This window comes from Bacillus sp. UMB0728 (assembly GCF_002858875.1).
Classification (GTDB): domain Bacteria; phylum Bacillota; class Bacilli; order Bacillales; family Cytobacillaceae; genus Bacillus_AB; species Bacillus_AB infantis.
Map to the genome: position 1 here is coordinate 39,365 of NZ_PKLA01000012.1, position 20,681 is coordinate 60,045.

Annotated in this window: 20 protein-coding genes and 1 riboswitch; of the genes, 10 read left to right on the forward strand and 10 right to left on the reverse strand. The window is 46.2% G+C overall.

Annotation, left to right across the window (positions count from 1 at the left end; all coding sequences use genetic code 11):
* Positions 1-38: 38 nt before the first annotated feature.
* Positions 39-1,628, reverse strand: a complete 1,590-nt coding sequence (gene pckA / locus CYJ37_RS26185) for a phosphoenolpyruvate carboxykinase (ATP) (RefSeq protein ID WP_009795283.1) — start codon at positions 1,626-1,628, stop codon at positions 39-41.
* A gap of 271 nt (positions 1,629-1,899) precedes the next feature.
* On the opposite strand from pckA, the gene CYJ37_RS26190 reads away from it, so the two are divergent.
* Positions 1,900-2,142, forward strand: coding sequence for a hypothetical protein (locus CYJ37_RS26190; RefSeq protein WP_009795282.1), 243 nt, complete (start codon positions 1,900-1,902; stop codon positions 2,140-2,142).
* 1,043 nt (positions 2,143-3,185) lie between these two features.
* Here CYJ37_RS26190 and qoxD read toward each other — a convergent pair.
* The 4 genes from qoxD to qoxA are packed head-to-tail and all read right to left on the reverse strand — an operon-like array spanning position 3,186 to position 7,011.
* A complete protein-coding gene (gene qoxD / locus CYJ37_RS26195) occupies positions 3,186-3,470 on the reverse strand; it encodes a cytochrome aa3 quinol oxidase subunit IV (RefSeq protein ID WP_035403236.1) in 285 nt (94 codons plus the stop codon).
* Between the two features lie 3 nt (positions 3,471-3,473).
* Positions 3,474-4,070 carry a cytochrome aa3 quinol oxidase subunit III gene (gene qoxC, locus CYJ37_RS26200; RefSeq protein WP_009795279.1) on the reverse strand — a complete coding sequence of 199 codons (597 nt, stop codon included), beginning with the start codon at positions 4,068-4,070 and terminating at the stop codon, positions 3,474-3,476.
* Positions 4,070-6,022, reverse strand: a complete 1,953-nt coding sequence (qoxB, locus tag CYJ37_RS26205; protein WP_009795278.1) for a cytochrome aa3 quinol oxidase subunit I — start codon at positions 6,020-6,022, stop codon at positions 4,070-4,072. The genes qoxC and qoxB overlap by 1 nt, the downstream gene beginning before the upstream one ends.
* Before the next feature lie 41 nt (positions 6,023-6,063).
* Entirely contained in the window at positions 6,064-7,011 is a 948-nt protein-coding gene (gene qoxA, locus CYJ37_RS26210; RefSeq protein ID WP_009795277.1) for a cytochrome aa3 quinol oxidase subunit II, read from the reverse strand.
* Positions 7,012-7,143: 132 nt separating this feature from the next.
* Here qoxA and CYJ37_RS27880 point away from each other — a divergent pair, with 132 nt between their 5' ends.
* The 4 genes from CYJ37_RS27880 (at position 7,144) to asnB (ending at position 11,898) form a co-directional block, all read left to right on the forward strand.
* Entirely contained in the window at positions 7,144-7,266 is a 123-nt protein-coding gene (locus CYJ37_RS27880) for a hypothetical protein (protein ID WP_009795276.1), read from the forward strand.
* Between the two features lie 114 nt (positions 7,267-7,380).
* Positions 7,381-7,746: a thiol-disulfide oxidoreductase DCC family protein gene (locus tag CYJ37_RS26215; protein ID WP_009795275.1), complete on the forward strand. Its 366-nt coding sequence runs from the start codon at positions 7,381-7,383 to the stop codon at positions 7,744-7,746.
* Positions 7,747-7,861: 115 nt separating this feature from the next.
* A riboswitch (SAM riboswitch) is annotated at positions 7,862-8,039 on the forward strand.
* Positions 8,040-8,470: 431 nt separating this feature from the next.
* Complete coding sequence (gene metK / locus CYJ37_RS26220) at positions 8,471-9,670, forward strand: methionine adenosyltransferase (RefSeq protein ID WP_009795273.1); 1,200 nt, start codon at positions 8,471-8,473, stop codon at positions 9,668-9,670.
* Positions 9,671-9,993: 323 nt separating this feature from the next.
* Positions 9,994-11,898 (forward strand): asparagine synthase (glutamine-hydrolyzing), encoded by a 1,905-nt coding sequence (asnB, locus tag CYJ37_RS26225; protein WP_009795271.1) that lies wholly within the window; start codon positions 9,994-9,996, stop codon positions 11,896-11,898.
* Here asnB and CYJ37_RS26230 read toward each other — a convergent pair.
* Positions 11,895-12,770, reverse strand: coding sequence for a C39 family peptidase (locus CYJ37_RS26230; RefSeq protein WP_009795270.1), 876 nt, complete (start codon positions 12,768-12,770; stop codon positions 11,895-11,897). The genes asnB and CYJ37_RS26230 overlap by 4 nt on opposite strands.
* A gap of 118 nt (positions 12,771-12,888) precedes the next feature.
* Complete coding sequence (locus CYJ37_RS26235; RefSeq protein ID WP_009795269.1) at positions 12,889-13,401, reverse strand: gamma carbonic anhydrase; 513 nt, start codon at positions 13,399-13,401, stop codon at positions 12,889-12,891.
* 167 nt (positions 13,402-13,568) lie between these two features.
* Between CYJ37_RS26235 and CYJ37_RS26240 the strand changes: the two genes are divergently transcribed.
* Positions 13,569-14,372, forward strand: coding sequence for an alpha/beta hydrolase (locus CYJ37_RS26240; protein WP_009795268.1), 804 nt, complete (start codon positions 13,569-13,571; stop codon positions 14,370-14,372).
* Positions 14,373-14,383: 11 nt separating this feature from the next.
* Complete coding sequence (locus CYJ37_RS26245) at positions 14,384-15,475, forward strand: tetraprenyl-beta-curcumene synthase family protein (RefSeq protein ID WP_101552968.1); 1,092 nt, start codon at positions 14,384-14,386, stop codon at positions 15,473-15,475.
* 144 nt (positions 15,476-15,619) lie between these two features.
* Here the strand turns inward: CYJ37_RS26245 and CYJ37_RS26250 are convergent, their stop codons facing one another.
* Together CYJ37_RS26250 and CYJ37_RS26255 are read right to left on the reverse strand one after the other, a co-directional pair.
* Complete coding sequence (locus tag CYJ37_RS26250; RefSeq protein ID WP_009795266.1) at positions 15,620-16,192, reverse strand: class I SAM-dependent methyltransferase; 573 nt, start codon at positions 16,190-16,192, stop codon at positions 15,620-15,622.
* A 101-nt stretch (positions 16,193-16,293) separates the two neighbouring features.
* Entirely contained in the window at positions 16,294-17,265 is a 972-nt protein-coding gene (locus tag CYJ37_RS26255; protein WP_101552970.1) for a TIGR01212 family radical SAM protein, read from the reverse strand.
* 347 nt (positions 17,266-17,612) lie between these two features.
* Here CYJ37_RS26255 and CYJ37_RS26260 point away from each other — a divergent pair, with 347 nt between their 5' ends.
* Positions 17,613-17,876, forward strand: coding sequence for a YtzC family protein (locus CYJ37_RS26260; RefSeq protein ID WP_009795263.1), 264 nt, complete (start codon positions 17,613-17,615; stop codon positions 17,874-17,876).
* Positions 17,877-17,888: 12 nt separating this feature from the next.
* On the forward strand, positions 17,889-18,071 hold the full coding sequence (locus CYJ37_RS26265; RefSeq protein ID WP_022544302.1) for a hypothetical protein: 183 nt from the start codon (positions 17,889-17,891) through the stop codon (positions 18,069-18,071).
* A 39-nt stretch (positions 18,072-18,110) separates the two neighbouring features.
* Here the strand turns inward: CYJ37_RS26265 and CYJ37_RS26270 are convergent, their stop codons facing one another.
* Positions 18,111-18,914, reverse strand: a complete 804-nt coding sequence (locus tag CYJ37_RS26270) for an alpha/beta fold hydrolase (protein WP_101552972.1) — start codon at positions 18,912-18,914, stop codon at positions 18,111-18,113.
* A gap of 245 nt (positions 18,915-19,159) precedes the next feature.
* On the opposite strand from CYJ37_RS26270, the gene CYJ37_RS26275 reads away from it, so the two are divergent.
* Positions 19,160-20,347 (forward strand): MDR family MFS transporter, encoded by a 1,188-nt coding sequence (locus tag CYJ37_RS26275; protein WP_022544300.1) that lies wholly within the window; start codon positions 19,160-19,162, stop codon positions 20,345-20,347.
* Positions 20,348-20,681: the final 334 nt, after the last annotated feature.

Genomic DNA, 20,681 nt, shown 5'->3' on the forward strand with positions numbered 1-20,681 from the left:
CTATTCACTGTTAAAAGAATATCAGCTTTAATCAATAGTCAGGCCTCTGAAGGACCGCCTTTTTCCTCGATTTCAGCCGGTACGTCTGTGAATTTTTTGAAATTGGCCCTGAATTGGGCGGCAAGCTCTTTTGCTTTTTCGGCATATGCTTCCGGATCTGCCCATGTTTTTACTGGCTGAAGGACATCATCAGGAACACCAGGCACGTGAAGCGGAATCTCAAGGCCAAAGATTTCATCTTTTGCTGTCTCAGCATGATTCAGTTCACCGATCAAAGCAGATTGAACCATTGCGCGTGTGTAGGCAAGCTTCATGCGGCTGCCTGTTCCGTACTCCCCGCCTGTCCAGCCTGTATTGACAAGGAAGACGTTGGCATTATGCTCGCTGATTTTCTCGCCGAGCATTTGAGCATACCTCATTGCCGGCAAAGGCAGGAACGGTGACCCGAAGCAGGTTGAGAATGTGGCCTGCGGGGAAGTGATGCCGCGCTCAGTTCCGGCAAGCTTTGACGTATAGCCGCTTAAGAAATGGTACATGGCCTGCTCTTTAGAAAGCTTGGAGATTGGAGGCAGTACCCCAAACGCATCCGCCGTCAGGAAAATAATCGTATTCGGATGGCCGGCGACGCTAGGATCGACGATATTGTCGACAGCCTGGAGCGGATAGGCCGCACGGGTATTTTCAGTCAATGTATTATCGTCATAATCCGGAAGGCGTGACTCCTGATTGACGATGACATTTTCCAGGACAGATCCGAAGCGGATGGCGTCAAAAATCTGCGGCTCCTTCTCGCGTGTCAGGCCGATGCATTTTGCATAGCATCCACCCTCGACATTGAAAACTCCTGTTGATGACCAGCCGTGCTCATCATCTCCGATCAGGCGGCGGTTTGGATCAGCGGAAAGTGTCGTTTTCCCTGTTCCGGACAGCCCGAAGAAAAGGGCCACATCGCCTTCTGTGCCGACGTTTGCCGAACAGTGCATAGACAGGATGCCGTTTTCCGGAAGGACATAATTCATGATAGAGAATATCGACTTCTTGATTTCCCCGGCATATTCCGTGCCGCCAATCAATATAGTCCTGCGCTCGAAGGATACAATGATGAACGTCTCGGACTGTGTCCCGTCAATAGCCGGATCTGCTTTAAAATCAGGGGCGGAAATGACAGTGAAGGCAGCTTCATGTTCGAGCAGCTCTTCTTCAGAAGGACGTATGAAAAGCTGATGGGCAAAAAGATTGTGCCATGCATATTCATTGATTACTTGAATAGGAAGCCTGTGCTTTGTGTCGGCTCCTGCAAAACCTTTAAACACGTAAACTTCTTCTTTATCTTTTAAATGATCGATCACTTTAGTATAAAGACTGGAAAAGATCTCTTCGGAAATAGGCTGGTTCACTGGTCCCCAGTCGATCTTATCCTTCACGGATGCTTCTTCAACAATATATTTATCCTTTGGCGACCGGCCGGTATATTTTCCGGTTGTGGCGCAGATTGCACCAGTTGCCGTCAGGACGCCTTCCTGTTTATTCAGTACTTTTTCCACAAGCTGGGGTACAGACAATTGCATTTGAATATTCTGGCCTTGCAATAGGGTGCTGAGTTCGTTTGGGATGCTTACAGAATTCATCTGATGAATACCTTCCTTTGCCAATTTGTTTTTGAAAGTGATTACATCTCAAAAATAGTATAACACATTTAAATTATTAATCTATACTATTTAACTTTTTTCCTTGTGTTAACAAGAAATTGTAACAATTCACCTATTCTGAGAGGAAAGCTGCATAATTTTTTGTTGTTAAGGGTAAAAAAATAACAAAGTCAAGGGATATTTCGTGTATATATATTGACAATATGGTGAACGAAGAGGGATAATAAGGAAAAAAAGGGGAGCGATAAGCATGAACAGCAATCAAAAGGTTATAATCTTCACCAAAAATATCGGCGGAGCCATCCTGGCAGCTGGAATTCTCACTTTTCTGGCTGGATTTTTTGCAAACGGTTCCAGCTTACTGACTCCTATCGGAATCGGAATGGTCATAGGAGCAGTTTTCATTTTCCTCATGGGCATCTTCTTTAAAGCAACAGAAGAAATGCTCGAAAAAACAGAAGGCTGCAGACTGACAGTACAGCACAAAAAATAGGAGCGTCGGATGACGCTCCTTTTATTTTGCAGGAAAAAGGGGACTGAAAAAGCTTTTCAGTCCCCTTTTTGATTTCTAGGTGCCACTTAAGATCTGATGTTCTGATTTCCTTATCTCTCTTAGGTATAGTAATGGCAATAAATCGCCGGAACCCAAAAGCACAAAAAGTTAAGTAAGCCTGTTGATTGGAGAAGGCACGAAGACCCCTGCGGGATTGCAGCGAAAATGTTGAGACCCCACAGCGCGGAGCGCGATGAGGGTCAACTTCGCCCCGCGGAAAGCGAAGTGCCTGGAACGCAAATCAGCAGTCCTCATTTATACGGGGGGCGTTCAAAAGAGCAGACCTTCCCGGACCTGAATGTGGGAATCAGTGACAGGTTGTAAAATAAGTGGATGAATTCCCCCTAATTTCTAAAAAGCTTTAAAAATAGCTCAAATAGACGGAGAAATTCCGGCTATCAACTCAAAAAACAGGAAAAAGGGCAACTTCGCTTCCCTTAACCGGAAAATCTCCGCTTATTTTATGGCTTGCTGGCCACTCAAGTAACGGGAAGACTTCCAGATTTTTATAACCAATCCTTCACTAAACTGCTCAATCATTCGAATAAGCCTCTCATAAAGTAATACCACAAAATGTAAACTGTTCTTGGTTATAAGAATAAGCAACGACCCTTTACGAAATGAGCCAATCTTTATTCTGAGGTACAGTAATGGATTAATGAAATGCCGGAATCAAACCTGCAAAAAAGTTAATTAGACCTGTTGGTTGGAGTGCAAGGCACGTAGACTCCTCATAAAATGCATGCGCATTTTTCTCGTGCGAAGAAATATCGAGGAAGAGGATTCAACGTCCTGCGGGATTGCAGCGGCAATGCTGAGACCCCACAGGAGCACAGCAAAGAGGAGGCTCAGCGTCGCCCCGCGGAAAGCGAAGTGCCTGGAACGCAAATCAACAGCCTTCATTTATAAGGCAAAAAAAAATAGGAGCGCCATTTGACGCTCCTATTTTTTATGGTTAAAGCAAGGCGCTTCCGCTTTTAGTTTTACATATAACCCCAAATCATGGTAAGCAATGTACCAAACACAGTCACCAGGGCTATAAAGATCGAATAATAAATATTGGTGAAAATCGTTCCTTTGTCATCTGATTCTCCTGCGTGCATGAATACGACCAGCTGCAGTGCAGCCTGTATGAATGCCGTAATAACAAGGATCGTCAGCCCGACTGCATAGGACATGTCAAAGAAGTAAACCATGAGGGCCACTGCTGTCAGGATTAGTGAGAATACAAAGCCCATCACTTGTTTGCGAGGAAATAATTCGCTCATTGTTTACATCAGTCCTTTCAGGTAAATGAAGCTGAAGATGAAGATCCACACAACATCAAGGAAGTGCCAATACAGTGAAAAGATGAATGACTTATTGGCAGTGTGGGGATTCAATCCGCGTTTTTTCACCTGCAGCATGATTGCCAGTCCCCAGAAAATCCCGAACGTAACGTGGAGTCCGTGAGTCCCCAGTGTAGTGAGCAGGATCGCTGTAAAGGCGCTTGTCTGAAGTCCTGCACCGATATGGACATAGTGTATGAACTCGTATATTTCTACACTCAGGAATCCAAGTCCAAGAAGGATGGTAATCCCAAAGAATGCAAGCATCGCTTTTTTATTGCCGAGCCTCATGGCATGAATCGCCAGCCCGATCGTAAAGCTGCTCGTCAAAAGAACAAATGTCTCTATCAAAACAGGTGAGATCTCAAAGATTTCACCGGCAGACGGACCGCTTCCGGTCCTGTCCACCAAGGTAAAATATCCGGCAAAGAGTGTTGCGAAAAGCATGATTTCCGCACCAAGGAAAATCCAGAATCCCAATATCTTTGTCTTATTTTCTTCAGTACTAAATTCAAGCGGCAGCGAGTGATCTATTTTCATTAGTTAGCACCCCGCATATTAGTTTCATTTTCAGTTTTTTCGATTTCCTTAACCGGGATATGGTAGCCATAATCCTTTTGGAACGACCATACTGCCATGCAGGCAAAGATGCCGATCGTTGTGATGATGACTGGAATCCACATAGCAAAGATGAAGGAGAAGCCCCATGCAAAGAAGATGCAGCTTAAGATAAATGGCAAGCCGCTGTTATTCGGCATATGGATTTCTTCATATTTGCCAGGGAATAGGTTGTGTCCGTGTTTCTTCGCATCCCAGAGGCCTTCAGAAGTCTTCACCTCAGGCAGTACGGCAAAGTTATATACCGGCACCGGTGTGTTTGTCGCCCACTCAAGGGAACGTGCATCCCAAGGATCTGAACCGATATCTCTTGAAGCATAGCGTGTGCTGTAATACACATTGTATACAATCAGGGCGAATCCGACAGCAAGCCCTGCAGCTCCAATAAAGGAAAGCATATTCCAGATGCCGTATCCAGTAGCTTCAGAATAAGTGTACGCGCGGCGCGCCTGTCCGTCCAATCCTGAGAAGAACATCGGCATGAAAGCAAGGAGTGTACTCATGGAGATAATCCATGCAGTCAGCTTCCCGATCTTTTCGTTCAGGATGTAGCCGAACATTTTCGGCCAGTAGAAATGGAAACCGGCAAGCATCGCGAAAACTACACCCGGAATAATAACCATATGGAAGTGGGCAACCAGGAACATTGTATTATGATACTGGTAATCTGCAGCCGACATTCCGAGCATGACACCTGTTACCCCGCCGATTGTGAAAATCGGGATGAAGAGAAGGGAATAAAGCATTGGCGTCGTAATCGTAATTTTCCCTTTCCAGAGCGTCAGGAGCCAGTTGAAGATCTTAACTCCGGTCGGCACGGCAATCGCCATGGTTGTAATAGAGAAAATACTGTTTGTCAAAGCTCCCTGGCCCATTGTAAAGAAGTGGTGGGTCCAGACAAGGAAGGACAAGAGTGAAATGATCACCATGGATCCTACCATTGATTTATAGCCATAAAGGTTCCTGCGTGCGAACGTTGAGATGATCTCGCTGTATATACCGAAAGCAGGAAGTATCAGAATGTATACCTCAGGGTGTCCCCATACCCAGAAGAAGTTTGCCCACAGCATATCCATACCGCCATTGCTGGTCGTAAAGAAGTTGGTGGCAAATAATCTGTCAAGAGATCCCATTGCAAGAGCAACAGTCAGTACAGGGAAAGCAAATACGATAATGATGCTGGCAACAAGTGATGACCATGTGAACATTGGCATTTTCATCAATGTCATGCCAGGAGCACGCATCCTGAGGATGGTGGTTACCATATTGATACCGGTCATCAATGTACCCAAACCAGCGATTTGCAGTGAGAACATATAATAGTTGGTTCCGACTGATTCGCTGAACTCAGTCCCTGCAAGAGGGAAGTAGGAAGTCCAGCCGGCATCAGGCGAACCGCCGATAACGAATGAGATGTTCAGCAGCATGGCACCCATGAAGAAGAGCCAGAAGCTGAGTGCATTAAGTTTAGGGAAAGCAACGTCGCGTGCCCCGATTTGAAGCGGCACAACAAAGTTCATGAAAGCCATGATGAATGGCATTGCCATGAACAGAATCATAACTGTTCCGTGCGTTGTGAAAATTTCATTATAGTGCTGTGCGTCAAGGAGGGTATTGTCCGGCACAGCCAGCTGGGCACGCATCATGATGGCATCTGCGCCGCCTCGGAAAAGCATGAGCAGGGCAGAAATCAGATACATGATCCCAATCCGTTTATGATCGACTGTTGTCAGCCATTCTCTCCACAGATAGCCCCATTTTTTAAAATAAGTCAAGCCTGCAATGATGGCAATAACCGTTAAACCTATAGCAACCATTGACGCATAGATTACAGGGCTGGGATGCGGAATGGCAAAACGTTCAAAGAATTCCATAGGATTTTAAACTCCTTTCTAGGGTAGCGGGTCTGTTCTTATTAATGGCCTTCATGTTCTGAGTGGCCATTGTCGCCAGATCCGTCCTCTTCCATATCCATATGTTCATGATCTGAGTCAGCATCATGGCTGTCAGAGCTGGAACCATGGTTATGGCCGCCATGCTCGCCTTCAGGTGCGGGCATGAAATCAAGATGTGTTCCGGTATAAGTTGACTGTCCAAGATGCCCCGGTTCAAGCAGTTCATTGAATTTTTCTTCCGTAAGAGGCTCAGCCGTATCTTTCACGTCATCAACCCATTGGTCAAACTCTTCCTGCGGCATGGCTGTTACATTGAATGTATTTTCAGCAAAGCCTTTTCCGTTAAAGTTGGCATTGCGCCCCATATATTCACCGGGTTCATCTGCTCCCAGGTGCAATGTGTTGACCATATCAGCCATGGCATATTTTTGTCCGCCAAGCTGAGGGATCCAGAAGCTTGTGATCGGTCCGTATGAATAGAGCTTAAATTCAAGCGGGCGGTCAGTCGGTACATATAGATAGTTGACTGTTTCGATATCTTCTTCTGGATAGCTGAAATGCCATTTCCAGTTAGAAGATGATGCATATACGACTAAAGGCTCTTTGTCGCCGTATCCTGTAGGTGCTGATTCCACTTTATAGTTGCTTTGTGTGGATACAACCGATAGGAAGATGACGATCAGGACGGGGATACCGACACAGACCGCTTCGACCAGAAGATTTCCTTTAATATGCGGCGGTTCATAATCCTTGCTTTGCTTTGAAGAGCGGTATTTATAGAGCATATAAGCAAGCATGGCAAAAACCACAAGGACGATGACAGACATGATTGCCGTTGACAGGATGATGTCTTTTGCCTGGACGGCGGCCTGAGGCCCCTTGGGATCCAGCACCATCAGCGGCTCACAGCCTGATAGAATAGTAATGATTGTAAATATTCCTAAAAGCAAAGAATATTTCTTTTTCATGGATAAGCCCCTTTCTCAATGGCTGAAAGTTTAATAACATAATAATAGTGTATATGTTACATAGTTCACAATCTGTTATCATCATAAGCAATTTTAAAGGGTAATTCAATAGAATGTGAAAGGTGTCACAAATTGTTCAAGAAGATAGAAATTCTTTCCGAACTTTGCGGCATATTATTTGCACAACAGAAATTAAGGGGGCTTGCCAAGGCGGGGGAAACTCCTGCAGCTAAGCAGAAGAGGCATTATTTATAATGAAACATATATTATATAGATATAAGTTTACACTGCTTCTATATTGATTGAAAGGTATGGTAAAATTTAATAAAAAGCACGATTTTACAGGCGGGAGATGGTAATGTGAAAACGATGGCCCTTTACGACAATACTTGCCAGCTTTGCCAGATGACAAAAAAATCTTTCCAAAAGCTTGACCTGCTCCACAGGGTAGACTGGGTTTCACTCCAGAAATATGAACAGGAGCATGGAGAAATTCAGTTCAGCAGCAGGGAGCTGAGGAAAGAGCTTCATATTATAACTCCTGAAAAAAAGGTCCTGAAAGGTTTCTATGCAGTAAGAAGGCTGCTGCTGCTGTTCCCCCTGACCTTCGTTCTCGGGCTCTTTATGCACCTTCCTTTCGCATCTGCTGCCGGGGTTCCGGTATACCGGTGGATTGCACGGAACAGACACAAACTGCTTAGGAAGAAATGCAAGGACGGCAGCTGTTCCCTGTGATTAATTTCCATATCGGATTTTCTGCAGGTGCAGGATGAATTTCTTCTTGCTATAGCGGAGAAAATGATTGACGCCGCTACATCTGTACGTTATGATTTTACCTTGAACGGATACTCTCTTATCCCGAGCTGGTGGAGGGACAGGCCCGATGAAACCCAGCAACCTGCTAATGATGCTTTTGAAAACGGATATATGCTGAAAAGAGCATAACGGTTCAAATTACCAGCCAGCAATGGTCTGTTTTTAGCAAAGGTGCTAACCTGACGCAAGGAAGATTCCTTGAACGATAAGAGTGAAAGGCGCGAATCATTTTGCTTTCAACCTTTTCACTTTGGGAAGGTTTTTTATTTTGCATTTTGAGGGATGTCTTTTAATTGCATATTATGGAAGTTTTTGCATAAAGCTGATTTACAAGGGCTATGCATTTAACAGGATAAAATCATACAATTTCTATTGTGCCTGGCTTATATATAATGCCTTTGACCGGTTTTCTGCATCGGCGGTGACCTGCCTTTTCAGCACTTGCCTGAGAATGCACGTACCGGGGGATGGAACCAGCCGGTTATGCAGATTGTGAAGCAATGCATACGCGAGAGCGGGATAAAAACTCCATGTTTATTCAATACTACTTAGGGAATGAGTACCGTATCAATCCGAGGGGAAGAATAAGGTGTAGCGCCGGATAAGAACCTCACTCTATTCTTATAAATAAGGAGGAAATCAGATGTCAAATAAACGCCGTTTGTTTACTTCTGAATCAGTTACTGAAGGTCATCCGGATAAAATCTGTGACCAGATTTCTGATGCAATTTTAGACGCTATCTTAGCAAAAGACGCAAATGCCCGCGTTGCTGCTGAAACATCTGTTACAACAGGGTTAGTCCTTGTTGCAGGTGAAATTACAACATCTACATATGTTGATATTCCTAAGCTTGTCCGCGAAACAATCAAGGATATCGGCTATACCCGTGCTAAATACGGCTTTGATTCCGAAACATGTGCTGTCTTGACTTCCATTGATGAGCAGTCAGCTGACATTGCAATGGGTGTAGACCAGGCGCTTGAAGCGCGTGAAGGCCAAATGTCAGATGAAGAAATCGAAGCGATCGGCGCAGGGGACCAGGGCCTTATGTTCGGCTTTGCCTGCAATGAAACGAAAGAGCTTATGCCTCTTCCGATTTCCCTGGCGCACAAATTATCACGCCGCCTGACAGAAGTGCGCAAAGAAGAAATTCTTCCGTATCTGCGTCCGGATGGCAAGACACAGGTGACTGTTGAGTATGATGAGAACGACAAGCCGGTACGCATCGATACCATTGTCATCTCCACACAGCACCATCCTGAAATCAGCCTGGAGCAAATCCAGCGCAACCTGAAAGAACATGTCATCAATCCGGTCGTTCCAAAAGAACTGATCGATGAAAATACAAAATACTTCATCAACCCTACTGGCCGTTTTGTTATCGGCGGACCTCAAGGGGATGCAGGTTTGACTGGCCGCAAAATCATTGTTGATACTTACGGCGGATATGCACGCCACGGCGGAGGCGCATTCTCCGGCAAGGATCCTACAAAGGTTGACCGCTCAGCAGCTTATGCAGCCCGCTATGTAGCGAAGAATATCGTCGCTGCCGGCCTTGCTGATAAGGTTGAAGTGCAGCTTGCCTACGCCATCGGGGTAGCGCAGCCGGTTTCCATTTCTGTTGATACATTCGGAACAGGAACTGTGAGCGAAGATACGCTTGTCGACCTTGTCCGCGATAACTTTGATCTTCGCCCGGCAGGCATCATCAATATGCTGAACCTGCGCCGCCCTATCTACAAGCAGACTGCAGCTTACGGACATTTCGGCCGTACAGATGTTGATCTTCCTTGGGAGCGCACTGACAAAGCAGATACACTGCGCCAGCAGGCTGGAAAATAATCCTTATAAGAACAAAAAAGCGGGAGTGCTGAAATATGCAGCTCCCGCTTTTATATTTCGTCTAAGGGGATAGAGCGTTTAACGGTCTGCTGATCTGTGAATAATTCATGTAAATGCCTAATTTTTCCCCTGCCTGTTTTTCATGTTGATAGTGCCATTTTTTCAGGTTTAGTGGTAGTATTAGAGAGTATGTTTTTTGGGATTAATGTGTGATATGGCAGATTATGGCTGGCCGGGCAAACACTGCACCGGCATGAATGCCTTCCGCTGTTTTTTTCAGACGGAATGGGATTTTGACTAAATTGAAGAAGGTGAACTACATAATGTGCGGTTTTATCGGCTGTGTCCATGAAAATGCGCAAGTTCTGAACGATGCGCAAAAGCAGCAGTTTGAAAATATGAATAATATCATTACCCACAGGGGGCCTGATGATGCAGGCTATTACAATGATGAACATATCCAGTTCGGCTTCCGCCGCCTGAGCATCATTGACATCGAATGCGGCCATCAGCCGCTGACCTATGAAAATGAGAGATACTGGATCATTTTCAATGGCGAAGTCTATAACTATGTGGAGCTTCGCGAAGAGCTCATAAAAGAAGGCCTTACATTTGAGACCAATTCAGATACAGAAGTAATCATCGCGCTATACAGCCACCTGAAGGAAAAAGCGGTTGAAAAACTCCGCGGCATGTTCTCATTTGTGATCTGGGATAAACAGGAGCAGTCCTTATACGGGGCTAGAGACCATTTCGGAATCAAGCCTTTCTTCTACCTCGAAAATGATGGGAAAACATTTTTTGCTTCTGAAAAGAAAAGTATCCTGATGGCGCTGGAAAATGACGTCCTTAACTATGAGTCCCTTCAGCATTATTTGACTTACCAGTTTGTTCCGGAGCCGGAAACAATGTCCGCTGGCATCCATAAACTTGAACCGGGCCATTATTTCACAAAGAAAATCGGTTCTCCGATGGACATCAAACGCTATTGGAAAGCTTCCTTCCAGCCTGTCCAAAAGTCTGAGCCGGAATTTGTGAAAGAAATAAAAGACGTCCTGTTCGATTCTGTTAAAATGCATATGCGAAGCGATGTACCGGTTGGTTCATTCCTGTCCGGCGGCATCGATTCTTCCATCATTGCATCCATTGCAAAACAATACCATCCGAATATCAAAACATTTTCTGTCGGCTTTGAGCGGAACGGATTCAGCGAAATTGATGTAGCCAAAGAAACAGCGGATAAGCTGGGTGTTGAAAACATCAGCTATGTGATCACACCGCAGGAGTATATGGATGAACTGCCGAGGATCATGTGGCATATGGATGATCCGCTCGCAGATCCGGCATGTGTGCCTTTATATTTCGTTGCCCGTGAAGCACGCAAGCATGTAACGGTTGTCCTTTCAGGCGAAGGTGCGGATGAGCTGTTCGGCGGCTACAATATTTACCGTGAGCCCCAGTCGCTTGAAATGTTCAATAAAATACCGCAGGTCGGGAAAGCTTTCCTGAGGCTGATTGCCAGGATGATGCCTGAGGGCATGAAAGGCAAAAGCTTCATTGAACGCGGCGTGACTCCGATGGAAGAAAGATATATCGGAAATGCAAAAATGTTCACTGAAGAAGAAAAGCGCAGGCTGCTTGGCGTCTACCAGAACGGCATCGATTATAAAGATATCACAAGGCCTTTATATGCGGAGAGCCAGGGCTATGATCCTGTGGACCGTATGCAGTATATCGACATCCACACCTGGATGCGCGGCGACATTCTATTGAAGGCTGATAAAATGACCATGGCCCATTCCCTTGAGCTTCGCGTGCCATTCCTTGATAAAGAGGTATTCAATGTAGCTTCAAGGATTCCGACAAACCTGAAAACGGCCAATGGAACGACCAAATATATTTTGAGAAAAGCGGCGGAGGGCGTTGTGCCTGACCATGTGCTAACCCGCAAAAAGCTTGGCTTCCCTGTCCCGATCCGCCACTGGCTGAAGGACGAGATGAACGGATGGGCAAAAAAAATAATCCGCGAAAGCAGCACGGATCATTTGCTTAATAAAGACTATATTCTGAAGCTTCTTGAAGACCACTGCCAGGATAAAGCAGACAACAGCAGGAAAATCTGGACTGTGCTCATGTTTATGCTCTGGCATGATGTGTATGTCGAAAAGAAATATTCATTTGAAAAGGAACTGATCAGCGAACCATCCTTTCAGCCTATGAAAGGCTAGCGGGAAAGATAGGTAATTGCCTGTCTTCCCATCTGCACCCAGGCTTCTTCAAAGCCATCAATGGGTGCTTTTTTATTTTTCTCTCCTGTGAGCGGATCGTTAAAATATACGTATCCAGAATCATATCCTGTAATCAGGACAGAATGCTCTTTATAAGTGATCTTAACCGGCCCGCTAGGCGTCTCCCATGTCTGAAAATAATCCGGAGCCAATTTCTGATAGGCCGTGTTCGTAATCACCCAGACAGGCTGTCCATCTGATAGATGCGTTTTCAGCTCTGTAAAATCAGAACCGGTCAAATCAATTATTTCGCCGGGCAGGTACTTTTCGGCCAGATCCTTGACCGGCTTGTGGTATACACCAAGACCTGGCCCATCAAGGGAATACATGTCACCGATGAAGCCGTCGTTCGGATGGCCGTAATATACTTTGCCATTCTCCTTTTTGTAGGGAGTCGGTTCTTTTTCTATTTCCTTTGCGAGCGTCATTTTATCTGCCTGAACCCCGGCATGCTGCAGCAGCATGCTGAGACTAGTAACCTCGCAGCCCCGCGGAAGCTCAGGGAGCTGATGCAGAACAGGGGCGTCAAGCAGCACCTCATCCTTGATTTTTATGATAGGCCGGTCAAGTGTCTTGTCCAAAAAGGAACTCGCCGATGTCAAAGGAGATTTGATCCAGGACTTGATCCGGTCTGCAATACCGCCTGGCGAACCTGGCTGATTATGGTCAATGGCTATGGCCCCTGCAAGGAGTACAGCGATGAAGATAAATAGAATAAAAGGGCTGAAGAGACGCTTTCCTTTCTTTGCTTTTAAAAGAAGAGAAAGAAAAAAGATCAGCAGCAATAGAATAACAATAAAGAGATAATTCATTTGCACCACCTTGTGTTATCGTGTTCCAGCCCATTCAGCCGCTTTTGGCTGATAAGCATAAGTTTTTTCCAATAGGGTAACTATAAAGTAACTAGCCTGTCCGTTATGCAGCCGCCTTCTAGTCTTTGAGCGACTTATAATACTGGCCCTTTTCGGCATATTCGCGGCTGATCCGTTCCATATCCTTAATATCCTCTTCTGTCAGTTCCCTGATTACCTTTGCTGGCCTTCCGAATGCAAGTGTATTGGGCGGGATCTTCTTGCCTTGAGCTACCAGGCTGCCGGCCCCGATAAAGGCGCCTTCCCCGATTTCGGCATTGTCGAGGATGATAGACCCCATGCCGACCAGCGCTTTTTTGCGGATGATGCAGCTGTGAAGGATGACCTGGTGTCCGATGGTCGCTTCATCTTCAATGATTAACGGGTTGCCAGGACTTTGGTGAAGGACGGAATTGTCCTGCACATTTACTTTTTTTCCGATGATTGTCGGGGCTACGTCGCCGCGGATAACCGTATTGAACCAGATGCTGGATTCGTCGCCAATTTCAACATCCCCGGTGATGGTCGCATAATCAGCGATATACGCTGTCGGCGAAATGCGGGGGAATTTCCCTTTATATGGGTAGATCATTTTATACACTCCCTAGTTGTAATAGTTAGATTTTATCATTTTTTGTCGGAGCAAGCCGCCATTTTTTTCAGAAGATTGTACTTTCTGGCGAAGCTGCCATTTGGCAAACAGCTTCAGATTATAGGATAATGCTAGTAGAAAATTTGTGTACTAACAGGAGGAAGACTATGTGGAAATGGGAAGCTGAAGGTGAAGCTAAAGCGGTGATCGTTATGGTCCATGGTGCTATGGAGCATCATCGCCGATACGGCTGGCTTATCGAAATGTGGCGTTTATCCGGTTTTCATGTAATTATGGGCGATCTTCCCGGCCAGGGCATGACAACCAGATCAAGAAGAGGCCATATCGACTCCTTTGATGAATACATATTTGAGATTAAGGACTGGATCCAGGCTGCCTATCAGTTTGAACTGCCGGTATTTCTGCTGGGGCACAGCATGGGAGGCCTGGCGTCAATCAGGCTGCTTCAGGAAGAACGGATGAATCTGGCAGGGATCATCTTGTCCTCGCCATGTCTAGGGCTCATTCAAAAGCCATCCGGTATGCTGAATCTTTTATCTTACGGACTTAATAGAGTGGCTCCGAGCCTCAGGATGAGTTCCGGACTGACGATTGAAATGGCCACAAGAAACAAGGATGTCCAGGAGGCAGATCTGAATGACAGCCTTTATGTGACAAAGGTGTCTGTCAGATGGTACAGGGAGCTGGTCCATGCCATTAAGCTCGCTTTTGAAAATCAGGAAAAGACACAGGATATCCCCATGCTTGTTATGCAGGGAGGGGAGGACAAGATTGTCAATAAAGCGACGGTTAAAAACTGGTTCAATCAGGCGCCCTTGTCTGAAAAAAGGTTCAAGGAATGGCCTAAATGCTATCATGAAATCTTCAATGAACCGGAACGGGAAGAAATTTTCGAGTATGCCAAGGACTTTGTCGACAGCCAGCTGAAAACGCTCGGCTACCTTGTATAAGAGGTGTTGAAATGACTGTACCTTCCATGCCAATCCCTTTAATGACAAAGGTATATAAAAAAATCATCCCTGAAGTCCACCGCGAGCTGGCGTACTGGAGGGAAAGGGCCGGGAACATCCCTGATCCTGAGCTTAGAAAGCAGGCTCTGGCTAGCATCGGCCATAAAGCCTTCCACTGCGAGGGAGGCGCCATCATGGCCCTTTTGGCCAAGGACCGGTATAAGGAGGCTGTCCGGTTCATTGTCGCCTATCAGACGGTAAGCGATTATCTGGACAATCTTTGTGACAGAAGCACCTCCCAGGATCCTGCTGATTTCTCCGCCCTTCATGAGGCTATGGAAGATGCCCTTTCCCTGGAGCCGGGATCAGGTGATTACTACCGGGAGCGGCAGGAGAAAGAGGACGGCGGTTATCTCGCAGAATTGACCGGAGCCTGCCGGGGGATGCTGAGGGGCTGCAGGCATTATGAAAGCATCCGCTCTTATTTGAAGGAGCTTTGCCGCTATTACTCCGATCTGCAGATCCATAAACATGTCTGTCCCGAAGAACGGGTCAATAGGCTGCAAAATTGGCATGCAGAATACAGAGGACTTGTTCCTGAAATGGAGTGGTATGAATTTTCAGCCTGTTCAGGCTCTACACTCGGGATTTTCAGTCTTGTGTCCTGCGCCCTGTCTGATGAATTTGCCGAGGAGGATGCAGCAAAAATCCGCCGCGGCTATTTTCCTTATATCCAGGGACTTCATATCCTCCTCGATTACCTGATCGACCAGGAGGAAGACCTGGAGGGAGGAGATTTGAATTTCTGCTTCTATTATCAGGATGAACAGCAGCTTTTTGCACGATTGCAGCACTTTATTGCCGAGGCGGATAAGCATATTGAAGGCCTGCCGCACAAAAGCTTCCACCGGCTCATCAACAGGGGGCTGCTCGGCATTTATCTCTCCGATGAAAAAGTGCGCAGGCAAAAGCATGTGCGCCGCCTGGCCCGCCATATCATAAAAACAGGCGGTCCGGTCAGCTATTTCTTTTATGTGAATGGAAGGGCCTATCGGACTGTGCAAAAATGGGTGCCCGCTGGATTAGCCAGGCTGCTTTTTTAAAAATTGCATTGTAAAGCGCTGTCCCAGGTCAGCGCTTTTTTTATTGGATAAAAGAGGCATTAAAACCTGCCCGGCCTGCACCCCGAAGTCTTTCCTCCCGTCATTGCAGCGCTAAAACAAAGAAGCCTGCACAGCGGCAGGCTTTCATCTTTTTTCGATGGCTATAATAAAAGGCGGTTTATTGGCCTGGTTGATAAATTGGTATTGCAGGACATGAGCGCGCTCCTGCTCAATGGTTTTAACATATCGCAGGAGATAGTCCCTTTCAACCGCCCCTTCAAAATGTCCATGGTAGATCACCAGGACGATGACAGCTTCTGCTGGCATGACTTCCAGGAGCTGTTCAATTGCAGAAATGGTTGTGCGCGGCCGGGTAACCACAGTTTTGTCGCTTCCCGGCAGATAGCCCAGATTGAAGATGGCCGCAGCAATCTTCTTATGATGGACAGGCGGTATGCATTCCAGGAGCTGTTCGTGGCCGCTGTGGAAAAGGGTTGCGCGCTCTTCCATGCCATGTCCGGATAAGCGGATTCTGCTATTATGTATAGCCTGTTCCTGGATGTCAAACCCATATACCCGCCCATTCGGCCCGACTAGATTGGCCAGGTAAAGGGCATCATGGCCATTGCCAAGAGTGGCGTCTACAACAATATCCCCGGGACTTACCGCTTTCTCAAGGATGGTCCGGGCATAGGGAAGAATTCTCTCAAGTTTCATGACAAACCTCCAATTGCATAACTGTATGTATTATAGGTATAAGCTATTAAGACAAAACAGGCTGCACCGATCGTTTCCGGTGCAGCTGATGCGGACATGACTTACTGTAAAGCACCGGTTTCAGAAGGCTGTGTATAATATTTTCCCTGCCAGCTGCCGCGGCGCTTCATCTCTGCATCAATGGAATTGAGGACATCCCATTTATTGACGCTCCACATAGGGCCAATCATAAGATGGATCGGTCCATCCCCCGTTATCCGGTGGATAATCATTTCTGGAGGAAGGATTTCAAGCTGATCGCAGACGAGGCGGACATAGTCTTCCTGGGAGAGAAATTCAAGCATCCCTTTCTCATACTGCTTGACCATCGGTGTTCCTTTCAGGAGGTGAAGAAGGTGAATCTTTATTCCCTGAACATCAAGCTTGGACACCTCACGGGCCGTCTCCATCATCATGTCCGGCGTTTCAAGCGGAAGGCCATTGATGATATGCGAACAGACGCGGATGCCATGCCTGCGGAGTTTGCTGACACCGTCAGTATAGCACTGATAATCATGCGCCCTGTTGATCAGCCGGGCAGTACCCTCATGCACTGTCTGCAGGCCAAGCTCTACCCATAGATAAGTTCTTTCGTTCAGTTCAGCCAGGTATTCGATAACATCATCTGGAAGGCAGTCCGGGCGTGTCGCTATCGACAGGCCGACAACATCTTCCTGGGCAAGCACCTTTTCGTAGCGCTCCCTCAATACTGCGACAGGTGCATGGGTGTTGGTGAAGGCCTGGAAGTAAGCCATATACTTGCCATCTTTCCATTTATGATGCATCTTCTGTTTAATTTCATTAAATTGGTTTTCCAGATCATCAGCCCGGTTGCCGGCAAAGTCGCCTGAGCCGGCAGCACTGCAGAAAGTACAGCCGCCAAAGGCACGTGTACCGTCCCGGTTCGGGCAGTCAAAACCTCCATCAAGAGCCACTTTGAAGACTTTATGGCCAAAAACCTGGCGGAGATGGTAATTCCACGTATGGTATCTTTTATTGTCTGAGGCAAATGAAAAAGGATTGGCCTGATTCATGTCAGACACCTCCTTTAATGGACGCGGGGCATCCGCTTTTCTATTATGGATTTTACCATAAATTAAATTGAAGGGGCATGCGGTATTTACTTTATTGATTTTGGACTATTCGTCTGAGGCAAAAGTTTACATGCCTTTGAGCTGTGCTGAAAAACTGGCAGATAATTATCTAGCTGAATGAGCCCAAATTCAACAGCACTGTTTAACAGAGCAAAATTGCCAATCAGCTCGATATGGGAGTGGTCTGCCATGATTTCCCGCCTTATGTCTGTGATAGAAATGTCCCCGTGAAACACACTAATAGGGAAGCTTAAAGCTTCTCCACTGATTTATAAGGAGGGTATAAGATGGCTACCCGTCAATCTGTAGAACAATTTCTTCAGCAGTGTGAAGATGCGATAAGAAATGCAAACGAGCAGTACCAGCAGGCAAGCATGCAGGAACACTTCAATAATCATGAATACACAGATGCAATGCAGGGGCTTGAGGCTGCCTTCAATGATATGGCTGATCTTGCCCACAGCGCCAATGCACAGCAGCGGGAGCAGCTCCACAGGATGAGGCTTCAGCTGCAGCAGCTTCAGAACAGCATGACACTGCTCAGGCATTAAGGGGGAAGCATGATGAAAAAACGTTCAAAGCAGAATAATCCGGAACAAAAGACAAGAAACGGCATCAATAACCAGGATATTGAGCTTGGCAGGGATTATGATCCTGTAAAAGAATCAAAAAAGAAATATGAAAAAAATCTCGGGAGCCAGCCCATCAAGTCGAAGCAGCATCCTGAGCCTGAACAGCTTTCATAAAAAGAAGCCGGCTCATCCAGAATGAGCCGGCTTCACCTATTATCCCAGCCTGGCAAGGAAGCCTTCAACCGTTTGATTGAATAAATCAGCTTCTTCAAGGAAAGGGCAATGGCAGCTGTCTTCAAAGATGACCAGCTCAGAATCAGTGCTGTGCTCCTGTATATATTGGCCAGCCGCGACAGGTATCAGTTTTTCCTCCCGTCCATAACAGAGCAGGGACGGCTTTTTCAGGGTGGGATAGAGCGCACGGTAATCAACGATTGATTGATCAAACAAGATGCTTGAAGCGATCGATTCAGGCATTGCGGTAACAGCATCCATCATCCATTCAAAATCTCTTTCCGCAATGGTTTTTTTGAACATCAGCGGCAGGAATCCGCTCACAAACCCGTGCCTGTTATTTTGAATCTCCTGCATAAAATGGATAAGGGCAGGCATATCAAACGCACCCATTGGAAAATCAGGCCACTTGAAATCAGAAGGCAGTTCATCAACGATGATCGTTCCCTTAAGATGTTCCTCCCCGAACTGCTTAATATACTCCCAGACGACAAAAGCTCCCATTGACCAGCCGGCAAGGACCACATCTTTTAACTCAAGCTTTTCCATAAAGTCATGAAGATCCCTGGCATATGAAGAAATGGTATGGCCGGAGTGCGGCTTGCCTGATTTCCCATGCCCCCTCATATCGACGGCAATGGTTCTCGCCCCGGAAATCCTTCCGAGCTGCTTTCTGAAAAAAGCGCTGCTCATCCAGACGCCATGTATGAAAATGACCGGTGTCCCGGTTCCTGAATCCTCATAATACAGTTCAAGGTAATCGCTGATGGCTGCCCTTGGCATGAAAACTCCTCCTTTATTTTTAGATGGAAAATGAATATAAACCCACATGCTATACACGCTTTCCGCCTGTTATCCATTGAGAAAAACAGCTGCTGGGCAGGACGATATTTTCTTCTGTTTATTTTTATTCAATCCCTGGAAAGTTTAGGCGAAAAAACATGAAACTTTTCTATTGCAGGGAAGGGTAAAAACCACTAGAATTGTTTTGGTGTTCGAAATATTATTTAAGCAAAGGAGCGTTTTTCATGCCTCGTGCCCTCTGGCTTTTAATTATAGGGATGGCGGTGAATGTAACAGGCTCTTCTTTTTTGTGGCCTCTTAATGCCATTTACATTCACGACCATCTGGGCAAGTCGCTGTCGGTTGCGGGGATTGTGCTGATGCTCAATTCTGCAGCCAGTGTTGCCGGAAATTTATACGGCGGATATCTTTTTGATAAAATCGGGGGATATAAATCAATCCTCCTTGGAATAGGCATTACAGTATTAGCTCTCACAGGCCTTACCATCTGGCATGGATGGCCGCATTATGTGATCTTCCTGACTGTCATCGGATTCGGATCCGGGATTGTTTTTCCATCCATGTATGCCATGGCCGGTTCGGTCTGGAAGGAAGGCGGGAGGAAATCGTTCAACGCCATTTATGTAGCTCAGAATCTGGGTGTCGCGGTTGGAGCAGCTCTTGGAGGGCTTGTCGCCTCATATTCCTTCCAATTGATTTTTCTTGCGAATGCACTGATGTATATCATTTTCCTTTTGATAGCTGTCTTTGGGTATAAAGGGATCCAGACGATTTCCGGAAACCAGACATCTGTCCTGAAAGAAAACAAAAGGATCAAGAACCATGCCAAGCTGTACGCATTATTGATCCTTTGTGCCGGCTATCTGTTGTGCTGGGTCGGCTATGTCCAGTGGCAGTCCACGATTGCGGCTTATACACAGGAAATCAATATTTCCCTGAAGCAATACAGCCTGCTGTGGACCATCAATGGAGCACTTATCGTCCTTGGACAGCCGTTTTTAAATGTAATTCTGAAAAAAATCGGCAAGAATCTGAAGACACAAATCATTACCGGGATCATCATATTCATCGTTTCATTTGCCCTGGCAGCTTCTGCTGAGCAATTCTCTGCATTCATTGCTTCCATGGTCATTCTCACAATCGGTGAAATGCTCATTTGGCCGGCTGTGCCGACTATCGCCAATGATCTTGCCCCAAAAGGGCGGGAAGGTTTCTACCAGGGAATCGTCAACAGTACGGCGACCGGCGGCCGGATGATCGGGCCGCTTCTTGGAGGAATCCTTGTAGATTTAAATGGGATGGGCATGCTGTTCTCCGTATTGATCGGACTGCTGGTCATTTCCATCTTTACAACCATCATGTATGATAAAAAGCTAAAACAGTCGGAAGAAATGACTGTTCGTGCATCCTAAGCGCCGGATTCCGGTGCTTTTTTTATTTGGCTGTGCTAGTCCATGTTTCACCCACATTTCTGTCATTCAATCTGTCCAATTGTTCTGTGAAGTATTTATTTACAAAGGCAGGCGATAAGATGAGGGGAAATTATACTTGAATTCTTCCAAAGCGGTTCTAACTGCCATCAAAGTTTAAATAAACCTGTTCATTGCAGTGCAAGGCACGTAGACTCCTGCGGGATTGCAGCGACAATGCTGAGACCCCGCAGCGCGCAGCGCGAGTTATCATGAACGAAACTAGCTCCTACTCGTAACATCGTAGGTTAATCTGGTTAGAATGTTTACTGTTAAA